The sequence below is a fragment of the Paraburkholderia sp. PREW-6R genome (assembly GCF_039621805.1).
Lineage (GTDB): Bacteria > Pseudomonadota > Gammaproteobacteria > Burkholderiales > Burkholderiaceae > Paraburkholderia.
The window spans coordinates 453,846-466,177 of sequence record NZ_CP155073.1; the positions used below are offsets into that span (position 1 = coordinate 453,846).

General features: G+C 63.5%; 10 protein-coding genes. 6 read left to right on the forward strand and 4 right to left on the reverse strand.

The window, feature by feature from the left end; all coding sequences use genetic code 11:
• Positions 1–14: 14 nt before the first annotated feature.
• A complete protein-coding gene (locus AAGS40_RS02040; protein WP_345812863.1) occupies positions 15–1,214 on the forward strand; it encodes an acetyl-CoA C-acyltransferase in 1,200 nt (399 codons plus the stop codon).
• Between the two features lie 83 nt (positions 1,215–1,297).
• Positions 1,298–2,068: an enoyl-CoA hydratase gene (locus AAGS40_RS02045; RefSeq protein ID WP_345812864.1), complete on the forward strand. Its 771-nt coding sequence runs from the start codon at positions 1,298–1,300 to the stop codon at positions 2,066–2,068.
• Between the two features lie 46 nt (positions 2,069–2,114).
• On the opposite strand, the gene fdhD is transcribed toward AAGS40_RS02045, so the two are convergent.
• Complete coding sequence (gene fdhD / locus AAGS40_RS02050) at positions 2,115–2,963, reverse strand: formate dehydrogenase accessory sulfurtransferase FdhD (protein ID WP_345812865.1); 849 nt, start codon at positions 2,961–2,963, stop codon at positions 2,115–2,117.
• A gap of 118 nt (positions 2,964–3,081) precedes the next feature.
• On the opposite strand from fdhD, the gene AAGS40_RS02055 reads away from it, so the two are divergent.
• The 3 genes from AAGS40_RS02055 to AAGS40_RS02065 all read left to right on the forward strand — a co-directional run bounded on the left by AAGS40_RS02055 (position 3,082) and on the right by AAGS40_RS02065 (position 7,521).
• The gene (locus tag AAGS40_RS02055) at positions 3,082–3,558 is read left to right on the forward strand and encodes a nitrate reductase associated protein (RefSeq protein ID WP_345812866.1); all 477 of its coding nucleotides are present in this window, start codon (positions 3,082–3,084) and stop codon (positions 3,556–3,558) included.
• A gap of 299 nt (positions 3,559–3,857) precedes the next feature.
• Positions 3,858–6,968, forward strand: coding sequence for an EAL domain-containing protein (locus tag AAGS40_RS02060; RefSeq protein ID WP_345812868.1), 3,111 nt, complete (start codon positions 3,858–3,860; stop codon positions 6,966–6,968).
• A 223-nt stretch (positions 6,969–7,191) separates the two neighbouring features.
• Positions 7,192–7,521: a DUF4148 domain-containing protein gene (locus AAGS40_RS02065; protein WP_345812869.1), complete on the forward strand. Its 330-nt coding sequence runs from the start codon at positions 7,192–7,194 to the stop codon at positions 7,519–7,521.
• Positions 7,522–7,674: 153 nt separating this feature from the next.
• Here AAGS40_RS02065 and AAGS40_RS02070 read toward each other — a convergent pair whose 3' ends face one another.
• A complete protein-coding gene (locus AAGS40_RS02070) occupies positions 7,675–8,070 on the reverse strand; it encodes an acyl-CoA thioesterase (RefSeq protein ID WP_345812870.1) in 396 nt (131 codons plus the stop codon).
• Positions 8,071–8,363: 293 nt separating this feature from the next.
• Between AAGS40_RS02070 and AAGS40_RS02075 the strand changes: the two genes are divergently transcribed.
• Positions 8,364–10,253, forward strand: a complete 1,890-nt coding sequence (locus AAGS40_RS02075; protein ID WP_345812871.1) for an ABC transporter ATP-binding protein/permease — start codon at positions 8,364–8,366, stop codon at positions 10,251–10,253.
• Between the two features lie 133 nt (positions 10,254–10,386).
• On the opposite strand, the gene murU is transcribed toward AAGS40_RS02075, so the two are convergent.
• Together murU and AAGS40_RS02085 are read right to left on the reverse strand one after the other, a co-directional pair.
• The gene (gene murU / locus AAGS40_RS02080) at positions 10,387–11,100 is read right to left on the reverse strand and encodes an N-acetylmuramate alpha-1-phosphate uridylyltransferase MurU (protein WP_345812872.1); all 714 of its coding nucleotides are present in this window, start codon (positions 11,098–11,100) and stop codon (positions 10,387–10,389) included.
• A 16-nt stretch (positions 11,101–11,116) separates the two neighbouring features.
• Entirely contained in the window at positions 11,117–12,184 is a 1,068-nt protein-coding gene (locus AAGS40_RS02085) for a phosphotransferase (RefSeq protein WP_345812873.1), read from the reverse strand.
• Between the last annotated feature and the right edge of the window lie 148 nt (positions 12,185–12,332).

Here is a 12,332-nt window from a genome sequence, read left to right on the forward strand (position 1 = left end):
GAGAGGAATTCAAAATGGCAAAGCAATTGCAAGACGCATACATCGTCGCAGCGAGCCGCACGCCGATCGGCAAGGCGCCGCGTGGGATGTTCAGGAACACGCGCCCGGACGAACTGCTGGTGCACGCCATCAGATCGGCCGTCGCCCAGGTGCCCGGACTCGATACCAAGGTGATCGAAGATGCGATCATCGGCTGCGCGATTCCCGAAGCCGAACAAGGGCTGAATGTCGCGCGGATGGGCGCGTTGCTCGCCGGCCTGCCGCAGTCGGTGGGCGGCGTGACGGTGAACCGCTTCTGCGCATCTGGTCTGACTGCGCTCGCCATGGCCGCCGACCGCATCCGCGTCGGCGAGTCGGACGCAATGATCGCGGGCGGCTGCGAATCGATGAGCATGGTGCCGATGGTGGGCAACAAGCCGTCGCTGTCGCCGCACATTTTCGACCGTAACGAAGACGTGGGCATTGCGTACGGGATGGGCCTGACGGCGGAGAAAGTCGCCGAGCGCTGGAAGATCAGCCGCGAAGCGCAAGACGCGTTCTCGGTCGAGTCGCACCGCCGCGCCATCGCCGCGCAGCAGGCCGGCGAGTTCAATGACGAAATCGCCGCCTACACGATCACCGAGCGTTTCCCCGATCTCGCTACCGGTGAAGTGAAGGTCAGAACGCGCGAAGTGTCGCTCGACGAAGGCCCGCGCGCGGAAACCACGCTCGAAGGACTCGCGAAGCTGCGCGCGGTGTTCGCCAACAAGGGTTCGGTGACGGCGGGCAACAGCTCGCAGACGTCGGACGGCGCGGGCGCGCTGATCGTCGTGTCGGAAAAAATTCTGAAGGAATTCAACCTCACGCCGCTCGCGCGTTTCGTCAGCTTCGCGGTGCGTGGCGTGCCGCCGGAAATCATGGGTATCGGGCCGAAGGAAGCGATTCCGGCCGCGCTGAAGGCCGCGGGTCTGAAGCAGGACGACCTCGACTGGATCGAACTGAACGAAGCGTTTGCCGCGCAGTCGCTCGCAGTGATTCAGGACCTGGGTCTGGATCCGTCGAAGATCAACCCGCTTGGCGGCGCGATCGCGTTGGGCCACCCGCTCGGCGCGACGGGCGCGATTCGTGCGTCGACGGTGGTGCACGGCCTGCGCCGCCGCAATTACCGGTACGGCATGGTGACCATGTGTGTAGGCACCGGCATGGGCGCCGCGGGCATTATCGAGCGCCTGTAAGTCTGCTGACGGCATCGAACGAACGGTCCGCAGGTCATACTGGCTTGCGGACCGTTTTACTTTCTGAGTGGGAGTACGAGGAGATGACAATGGATATTCTGGTCGAGCACGCCGACGGCGTACTGACGATCGCCTTCAACCGGGCCGACAGGAAAAACGCAATCACGGCCGCCATGTATCAGACCATGGCCGACGCGCTGGTGCAGGCGCAAGGTGACGTCGCGGTGCGTGCGATCCTGATTCGCGGCAGCGCGGGCATTTTCAGCGCCGGCAATGATCTCGAAGACTTCATGAAAACGCCCCCAATGGGCGAAGACGCGCCCGTGTTCCAGTTCCTGCGCGCAATCAGTTCAGCGGAAAAGCCCGTGGTGGCATCGGTGGCGGGCCCTGCAGTGGGCATCGGCACGACGCTGCTGCTGCATTGCGATCTCGTCTACGCAGCGGATTCGGCGAGCTTTTCACTGCCGTTCACGCAACTCGGCTTGTGCCCGGAAGCGGCGTCGAGCCTGTTGTTGCAGCGGGTCGGCGGCTATCAGGCGGCGGCGGAAAAATTGCTGCTCGGCGAAGCGTTCGACGCCGCCGAGGCGCAGCGCATGGGTTTCGTGAACCGTATCCTGCCGGCGGCGGAAGTGGATGCGTATGCCGCGTCGCAGGCCGCGAAGCTGGCGTCGCTGCCGGCTTCATCGCTGCGAGTGACGAAGAGCCTGATGAAACACGCGAGCCGCCAGGAATTGTCGACGCAGATGAGCGAGGAGGCGGTGCACTTCGGCAAGATGCTGCTCGCGCCCGAAGCGCGCGAGGCGTTCAAGGCGTTCTTTGAAAAGAGAAAGCCGGATTTCCGGCAGTTCGATTGAAGCCGACTGCCCTTGAGCTTTTCAGCGCTTTAGCGCTCTACTGTTTTCACTGAGCCGTAGCCTGCGTCGGCTGCCAGGTATCGTAGTCGACGTAGCTTTTCTCGCGGCAGAAGCTCACCAGCCGTACGCCGGCCTTGCGGGCAATCGCAATGGCCAGCGACGACGGCGCGGAGATCGTCGCGACCATCGGCACGCCCACGCGCGCGGCTTTTCGCACCAGTTCATAACTGGCACGGCTCGACAGAAAAACGAAACCTTGCTGGCTATCCACGCGGTCCAGCACGAGTTGGCCGATCAGCTTATCCAGCGCGTTGTGCCGCCCGACGTCCTCGAACGCGTAGCGAATCGCGCCCGACGCGTCGCACCATGCGGCGGCGTGCAGGCCGCCGGTGAGCCGCGTCAGCGCCTGGTGCTCCGGCAGTTCACGAGCGGCGCGCGCAATCGCATCCGGCGCGAGCCGTTGTAGAAAGCCGGTGTCCGGCACGCGTTCGGGAGTCAGATCCAGCAGATCGATGCTCTCGATCCCGCACACGCCGCAGCCGGTTCGGCCGGCCAATGCGCGGCGCTTTTCCTTTAACGCGACGAACGCCTGCTGCACGACCTGTAGCTGCACTTCGGCGTGCGGCAGTTCGGGGTCGTCATACAGCTCCACTTCGATGTCGTGAATGTCGCTACCGCGTTCCACGATGCCTTCCGAAATCGCGAATCCCACTGCAAACGCTTCCAGATCGCGCGGCGTACACATCATCACCGCGTGCGAAATGCCGTTGAAAACGAGCGCCACCGGCCATTCCTGACCGACGTGGTCGCTAACGGTTTCGACCGTGTCGCCGCGATGCCGGCGCACCTCGCGCTCCACCGCGCCGGGCTGTCCGGCTGTGTCCAGATCGTTCAAGCTACTTCACTCCTCGTGTGCGTTGCGCGCCGGCTTCGGGCCGCCGTCGCGCAAATAAGGTTCTAAAATACCTCAAGCCGGGCTTGCGTGTGGCCCGTTACCAGAGAGGAACACCGTCATGGGACTCAGCGAAGCACCGATCCTGTTCGACTTCGAAGTCGCGTCGTCCGAGAACTTCACGTACATTCCAATGTCGGTCCGCTTCAATCTCGACCGTTTCGGGCTGCGCATTTCACTGGCTCAATGGCAAATGCTGCCGCTTGAAGACCGTAAGCTGCTGGCACGATTTCCTGTCGACGAGGACGCGGAAATCGAACCGAACTTCGATCACGCGCTGTTCGAAATGCTGCGCACGCATGCGAACATGGAGCCCGAGTGGTTCACACCCGAAGAGGCGCCCGCATGGCGGCGGACCGACAGCGTGCCGCAGGGCGTCGCCCATCAGGCGGAACTCGCGGGTCTTGCCGCGCCGAGCGTCGCGCGTTGGGCCGACCTTGATCCGTTCAGGCGCTATGTGCTGGCCAAGCTGTCGCGCAAGCCGGAAGCGAACCACGACTTCATCCCCGCGATGAGGGAATTTGGAGCGGCCGGCTAGGTGCGGCCGGCTAGGCGCGGCCGGCCAGGTGCGGCCGGCCAGGCGCGGCCGGCGAGGCGCGGCCGGCCAGAAGCGGCCGGCCAGAAGCGGCCGGCCGGAAGCGATCGGCGAGGCCGGCCGGCCAGGCGCCGCCAGCAACAATCCCCCAAGCACCGCAAAATTTCCTCCCTCCCACCCTCAATCGATTCCGAACCGTGCCGTTATCCAAAGGTTGGCGCGTATAACCACTCGCATCGATGTGAACCGGCATCGAACGCGACGGCGCGCTCCGTCCGCAGAACGAGTGACGTTCGGAACCCATGACTCTTTTTTTATCGAAGCGGCTGCTGATCAATCTGGCGGTCGTCGTCGCAGCGGTCGGCGCGAACGCGTTCGTCGCTTACACGCAGATTTGCGGCCAGCGCGACGTCGACGCCCGCGCGCTGCGTTCGACAAGCGTACGCCAGAACCTGGACGCCTATCGCTCGGCGCTCGACGGCGGACTTGCCGCGCTCGCACGCTTCGAAGCGTCGGGCGAGCGTGCGCCGCAGCATGCGGCTGGCGCCATGTCCATGACACTCGGGAACCTGGAGCGCGATCTGCACGAGGAAATGGCCAGCGAACCCGCGATGCTCGGCGCGCTTGCCAGACTAAGCGCCGACAGCCGCGCACTGCAACGCGACATCGGCGATGCGTTAAAGCAGACGGCGAGCGCCGCGCCGGGCGACTCCCGCGCGTGGGCGGCCTCCGCCTACACACAACTCGGCCTCGGGCTGAATCGTGTCGAAGCCGACCTGGCTTCGGTGCGCGGCGAGGAAAACCGCGCGTTGCAGGCGTCGCTCGCAGCCTCGATCCAACAATCGCGGCGCGCCATGCTGCTGCTGATCGCAACGATGCTCGCCGGCAGCGCGCTGCTGATTTTCACGTTCGGCGTGCGCGAAAGCAGCGCTCGCGCGAAACTGCGCAGCATGCGCGCACTCGGTCGCAACGACGAGCGCTTTCGCGGGCTGTTCGACGAGCATCCGGTGCCCATGTACATCGTCGATCGCGAGACGCTGCGTTTTCTCGCGGTCAATACTGCCGCGATCAAACAATACGGCTATAGCGAGCGCGAGTTCCTCGCCATGACGGTCCGCGCGATCCGGCCGCACGCCGAAATCGCGCGTCTCGAATCCCACCTGCAGCGCAGCGACCTGGTGCCGCGTGGCCGTACGATGGCGGGCGTGTGGCATCACCGGCGCAAGGACGGGTCGATGATCAGCGCCGACATCTCGTATCACGCGCTCAATTTCATGGGTCGCGCCGCGTTCTTCGTGCTTGCCGACGACGTCACCGAGCAGATCAACGCCGAAGCCGAAGCGCAGCGTTCGAACCAGATGCTCGAAACGGTGATCGACAACATTCCACAGCGGATTTTCTGGAAGGATCAGGCGTCGCGCTATCTCGGCTGCAACATGGCGTTCGCGCGCGATGCCGGCTTGTCCTACCCGGAGCAGGTGGTGGGCAAAAGCGATGCCGACATGCCGTGGCGCGCATTTGCCGATCGGTTGAGCGAACACGATCACGAAGTCATCACGACCGGCTTGCCCAAAATGAACTTCGAAGTGGACGTGGTGATAGACGGCGTGCACCGCACCACGATGACGAGCAAGCTGCCGTTTACCGACAGCGACGGCCGCGTGATCGGCGTGCTCGGCTCCTATACCGACATCACGGAGCGCAAGCGTGCCGATCTGGCGCTGCGTTTGCAAAGCCGCGCGCTTGATGCGAGCGTCAACGCGATCCTGATTACCGCGCCGTCGCCGACCGGCAATCTGATCGAATACGTGAATCCCGCGTTCAAGCGCATTACCGGCTATGACCCGGCCGAGGTGATCGGCCACGACTGCCGTGTGCTGCAGCGCGACGACCGCGATCAGGAAGGCGTCGCGCTGATCCGCCAATCGCTCGTCACCAATCGCGAAGTGAGCGCGGTGGTGCGCAACTATCGCAAGGACGGCGCGCTGTTCTGGAATCAGCTCTTCATTGCGCCGGTGCCGAACGCGGAGGGTGTCATCACGCATCATATTGGCGTCATCAACGACGTGACCGATCTGATCCGCTATCAGGAACAGTTGGAATATCAGGCCAATTACGACAGCCTCACGCGACTCCCGAACCGCAATCTGCTGCGCGACCGTCTGCAGCATGCGTTGATCGTCGCGCAGCGGCAGCACAAGGGCGTCGCGGTGGTGTTCCTCGATCTCGACGGCTTCAAGAACGTCAACGACAGCCTCGGACACAGCGTCGGCGACCGTCTGTTGAGCGTGGTGGCCGAGCGGCTTGCGCGCTGCTCGCGCACGAGCGATACCGTCGCGCGGCACGGCGGCGACGAGTTCGTGATCGTGATGACGGATACCGTCGATGAACAATCGCTGATTGCATGGATGGAGCGCGTGCGAGCGTCGATATCAGAGGCGGTCTGGCTTGACGGCACCGAGTTGTACGTGGGCTGCAGCATGGGCGCGAGCCTGTACCCGCAAGATGGCGACGATGCGGAAACGCTGATGAAGAAGGCCGATCTCGCGATGTATCGCGCGAAAGACCTGGGCCGCAACACGTTCCAGTTCTATCAGCCGGAGATGAACGCGAGCGCCGGTGCCCGTCTGAATCTCGAACGGCGCTTGCGCCGCGCGTTGCGCGACAACGAATTTTTGCTGCACTACCAGCCGCAGGTGGATATCGAAACCGGACAGATCGTCGGCACCGAAGCGCTGGTGCGCTGGCGCGATCCGGAGGTGGGGCTCGTGCCGCCGTCGTCGTTCATTCCGGTCGCCGAGGAGAGCGGCCTGATCGGACCGCTTTCCGAATGGGTGCTGCGCGAGGCGTGCCGCCAGAACAAGGCGTGGCAGGATCAAGGCTTGCCGGCGGCGCGCGTGTCGGTGAACCTGTCGGCGCGCGTGTTCCAGCAGCGCGATATCGCGCAACTCGTGATGCAGGTGCTGGCCGAAACGGGTCTTGCGCCGGAGTACCTCGAACTCGAACTGACCGAAAGCGCGATCATGCGCAACGCCGAAGAGGCGGTGTCGATGCTGAATGAGCTGCACGCGCTCGGCATCGGTCTTGCGATCGACGACTTCGGCACCGGCTATTCGAGCCTCAGCTATCTGAAGCGTTTTCCGGTCGACCGGCTGAAGATAGACCGCTCGTTCGTGTCGGACATCGGTGTGTCGAGCGACGACGAAACGATCACGTCGGCGATCATCGCGCTCGCGCATTCGCTGAAGTTGCAGGTGATCGCGGAGGGCGTGGAGACGTCCGCTCAACTCGACTTCCTGAAGGAGCGCGCATGCGATGAAATGCAAGGCTTCTACTTCGCCAAACCGTTGTCGACCGATGCCATTCGCGCGTTGCTGCAAGGCGGCGTCGGAGCGGAACTGGCAACGGCGTAAGCGATGCGCGGCGCTGTCCAGGCAATACGTCGCGCGCCAGGCTGCGCGATGAGCAAATCAGAAAAGGGTCGTATATAGTCGAGGCTCCCATCGTGAAGCTGACGACCGGGAACCAGGAAGCATCGATTCACGTGGCGCAGCGCCCGCAATCGTAGCTGGATGGCTTGGTGCGAGAGCGGACGTTTCGCCGTCGACTATGAGTTCAACGACTGGAGAAAAAAGAATGACGTCTTCCCCTGCAAAGAAGTGGGCTGTACTGCTGGCATCCGTGGTATTGAGTGTGGCGTCGGTCTCGCCGGCGTTCGCACAAAGCGGCGGCGGCGGTCCGGCGGGAAATGATTCGGACGCGGCAATTCCGGGCGCCGCTTCGAAAGTCACGACCACCAAAGCGCAACGCAAGGCCGCGCGCAAGCAGGCGCGGGCCAAGAAAAATGCCGAGCTGAAGCAGCTGGAAGCCAACGGATATAACCCGTCGCGTAACGATCCGAATTATCCGAACGACATTCAGAAGGCGGAGAAGAAGGCGGCCGCCGGCACCGCGGCCAGCCAGTAAGCGCTGCGGCGCCTGTCGTCGGTCTGGCGGCCCGCTTGCATGAGCTTGCCCGCCAGGCTTGCCGGATGGGATGGACGTAAACCAGACGAGGCGCCCGGAAGGCGCCTCGTTACACTTGCGCGAGTTCCGCCCGAAGCGGCGGCCGCGCGTCAGTCAGTCGAGGGTTGGCAACGCGCGCGGACGACGGTCGCTGTCGGTTGCAACATAGGTCAGCGTGGCTTCGGTGACCTTGACGAGGTCTTCGGTAAGGCTCATGCGTTGCGCGTAAACCTCGACTGCCACCGTCACCGACGTATTGCCGGTCTTGACGATATCCGCATAAAAACTCAGCAGGTCGCCGACGAACACCGGCTGCTTGAACACGAACGAATTCACCGCAATGGTCGCCACACGTCCATTCGCGCGACGGCTCGCCGGGATCGAGCCGGCAATGTCCACCTGAGCCATGATCCAGCCGCCGAACACGTCGCCGTGAACATTGGCGTCGGAAGGCTGCGGTACGACTCGCAGCGCACACGGCTTTTGCGGAAGTTGAAGAATATCGGTCATCGGGACACCCTGAGAAACGTGTTGGCTCGGTCGGCTCGACCGGCAGGCGGCGATTCACGACAACTGCACTGCGTACCCGGCAGAAGCCGTGACACGGCTTACGTGCAGCGCTGGCCGATCGGCCCATGAAGAGCGGCGCCAGCCGGCTTCTGCGACAATATAGGAATCAGGAATTGTACGGGAAAGCGCCCAGCCGGGCCGCGTGACAAAAAGCAGGGCGCCGGACCGGCAAGCTGCTAGGCTTGCCGCTGCGCTGCGAACTCCGTCTGTTTCGCAATTCAAGCAGAGTCCCCATGCGCCGCTCGTCCTCGACCGAACTTTCCCCGATCTCCACCCAGCCGCGCAACGACTGGCAGACGATCCTCTCACTGCTGCCTTACCTCGCCACCTACAAATGGCGTGTGGCATTCGCACTGAGTTGCCTGATCGGCGCGAAGGTCGCCAACCTTGGCGTGCCAATCGTGATGAAGCGGATCGTCGACAGTCTCTCGTCGGTTCGCCATCTCACCGCACTCGGCCGCGCACAGGACGCGCCGGGCATCGTGCTGCTCGGCGGCGTCGGTCTGCTCGTGGTGGCGTATGCGGTGGTGCGGCTTTCCACGTCGCTCTTTACCGAGTTGCGCGAAGTCCTGTTCGCGAAGGTGACCGAAAGCGCGGTGCGTCAGCTCGCGCTGAAAGTGTTCCGCCATCTGCATGCGCTGTCGCTGCGGTTTCATCTGGACCGGCAGACGGGCGGCATGTCGCGCGATATTGAACGCGGCACGCGCGGTATCACACAGCTGATCTCGTATTCGCTCTACAGCATTCTGCCGACGCTCGTCGAGGTCGGTCTCGTGCTCGGTTTCTTCGTCGTCAAGTACGAGGCGTATTACGCGGTCGTCACGTTCATCGCGCTGGCTGTGTACATCACGTTCACGGTGAAAGTGACGGAATGGCGCACGCATTTTCGCCGCACCATGAACGATCTCGATTCGCGGGCAAATTCGCGCGCGATCGATTCGCTGCTGAACTACGAAACCGTCAAATACTTCGGCAACGAAGAGTGGGAAGCGCAGCGCTACGACGAAAATCTCAGGCGCTACCGCACAGCGGCGATCAAGTCGCAGCGTTCGTTGTCCGCGCTGAACTTTGGGCAGCAGGCGATTATCGGCACCGGGCTCGTGTTCATTCTGTGGCGCGCGACGCAAGGAGTGATGGCCGGGCGGCTCACGCTCGGCGATCTGGTGTTGATCAACACGTTCATGCTGCAACTCTACATACCGCTGAATTTTCTCGGCGTGGTGTATCGCGAGCTGAAGCAGAGTCTGACGGACATGGACCGCATGTTCACGCTGCTCGGCGCGACGCGTGAAGTGCCCGATCTGCCCGACGCGCCTGCGCTACACGTGACGGGCGCGCAGGTCCGCTTCGAGCACGTGAATTTCGCGTATGAGCCGGCGCGGCAGATTCTGCACGACGTGAGCTTCACGATTCCGGCGGGCACCACGACGGCGGTGGTCGGCCATAGCGGCTCGGGCAAATCCACGCTCGCACGGCTCATGTTCCGCTTCTACGATCTCGACCGCGCAACGGGCGGCGCGATCACCATCGACGGTCAGGATATCCGCGATGTCGCGCAGGATTCGCTGCGCGCGTCGATCGGCATCGTGCCGCAGGATACGGTGCTGTTCAACGATTCGATCTACTACAACATTGCGTACGGCCGGCCGTCGGCCACGCGCGACGAGGTGATCGCGGCGGCGCGCGCGGCGCATATTCATGAGTTCATCGAAGGCTTGCCGAAGGGCTACGACACGCCGGTCGGCGAACGCGGGCTGAAGCTTTCGGGAGGCGAAAAGCAGCGCGTGGCAATTGCCCGCACGATCCTCAAGAATCCGCCCATTCTGTTATTCGACGAAGCCACGTCCGCGCTCGACTCGCGCTCCGAGCGCGCGATTCAGCGTGAACTCGATCAGATCGCCCGCGAACGCACGACGCTGATCATTGCCCACCGGCTGTCGACGGTGGTGCACGCACAGCAGATCATCGTGATGGATAAAGGGCGCATCGTGGAGCGCGGCACGCACGCGGAGTTGCTGAACGCGAATGGGCTTTTTGCGCAAATGTGGGCGTTGCAGCAGCAACGCGCGGAATTGACGCCGGAGGCTGGCGAGCCTGCGGATGTTGGCCACAGCGGACGGTAGTGAGCGTCGGCGGAGTCGACGCACGCGGGCACACGTCGGCCACCTTCGAGGGCAGCGCAGCGGAGCCCGGCGGCGCACGAAAGCTCACGCGCCGCCGCGGCATGCGCACTTTCCTGCGCTCTCTCGCTCGCGCTCAGCGTGCGCGCAAGCGCTGATCCAGCGCCTGCAACTGCGCGGGCGTCCCGACGTTTTCCCACACGCCTTCATGCAGTTCGCCGCTCGCGCGGCCTTGCGCAATCGTCTCGCGGTAATACGGCGAAAGCGCGCGCCGCGTGCCGCGCGGCAAATCACGGAACATGCGCGTGTCGTACAGACCGATGTTGCCGAATGTGAAGCGCGGTTGGGCGTCGAGTGCCAGCACGCCGTCCACGAGACCGAAGTCGCCGCCCGGATGAAACGCCGGATTCGGCACCATCACCAGATGCATGCCGGGCTCGCCCGACGCTGCCAGTTGCGCGGCACGGGCCTGCAGCGTCGCGTAATCGAAATCCGCATAGACGTCGCCACTTACCGCGACGAACACTTCACTCGTGCCTTCGTCTTCGAGTAGCGGCAGCGCCTGAACGATGCCGCCCGCTGTTTCCAGCGCTTCGGTTTCGCGCGAATACAGCAGACGCACGTGCCAGCGCGAACCGTCGCCGAGCGTGTCCTCGATCTGTTTGCCGAGCCACGCGTGATTGATCACGATAGTCTCGAATCCGGCCCGCGCAAGCCGTTCGATCTGCCACACGATCAACGGTTTGCCGCCTGCTTCGAGCAACGGTTTGGGGCGTGTGTCGGTCAACGGACGCATGCGTTCGCCACGGCCCGCGGCAAAGATCATCGCTTTCTTCAGGGACTTCGTCATGAGCGAGGTGAGGAGTTCAGAACGTGTAGCCGACTTCGTCGGCGCGGCCTTCGAGTTCGTCGAGCAGTCTCGCAAACGGGCGCAGCGGCGCGTAGCGTTCCGCCACCTTACGCGCGTAGCCCATGAAGCGCGGCAGGTCGTTCATGTAGTGCGGCTTGCCGTCGCGATAATTGATCCGGCAGAAAAGGCCCAGCACCTTGATGTGCCGTTGCAGGCCCAGCCATTCGAGTTGACGGTAAAACTCCCCGAAATCCGGATCGACCGGCAGGCCGGCCTTTCTCGCACGCTCCCAGTAGTACACGAAGCAGTCGAGTTCGAATTCCTCGTCCCAACTGAGAAACGCATCGCGCAGCAGCGACACGACGTCGTACGTGATCGGACCGTACACGGCGTCCTGGAAGTCGAGCACGCCGGGATTGGGCGGCGCGATCATCAGATTGCGCGGCATGAAGTCGCGCAGCATGAAGACTTGCGGTTGCGCGCGGGCGCTCGCAATGAGCAGCGCATACGTGCGATCGAGCAGTGCGCGCGTCTTTTCGTCGACCTCACGGCCCAGATGCCGGCCAATGAACCACTCCGGCAACAACTCCATCTCGCGGCGCAGGAACGCTTCGTCGAATGGCGGCAGCACGCCGTCTTGCGAACTGAGCTGCCAGCGGATCAGCGCGTCCAGCGCGTCGCGCATCAGCGTGCGGCACTGGCTGGAATCGCCGTCTCTTTGCGCGGTGGTCAGCGCACCGAGATACGACTCGGTGCCGAGATCGGTGACGAGCATGAAGCCCGCGTCGAAATCGGCTTCCATCACGCGCGGCACGTGCACGCCGGCGTCGAACAGCAGTTGCGCGATCTGCACGAACTCGCGGCATTTTTCGGGCGGCGGCGCGTCGACGGCGATCAGCGTGCCGGCGGCCTCGCCTTCCGGCGCCTTACCGGCGAGCCGGAAATAGCGCCGGAAACTGGCGTCGGACGAGGCGGGAACGAGGGTGTCGAGCGCAAGCGCATAACCCGCCGCGTGGCCTTGCAGCCAGGCTTTGAGCAGGTGGAGGCGGGTGTCGGTGGAATCTTGGGAGGAGGGCAGCGTCATGAAAACCGGCGGCAAAATCTTGGGGGCAACGTCTTGCCATATAATACCCCACGACTTTTTTGACGCGACTCACGCCAGCTGTGCGCATTGCGCTTTACCGCCCGCCTCACCGTTCGACAGATCTCTATTGATGTGCAGCCGACTGTCA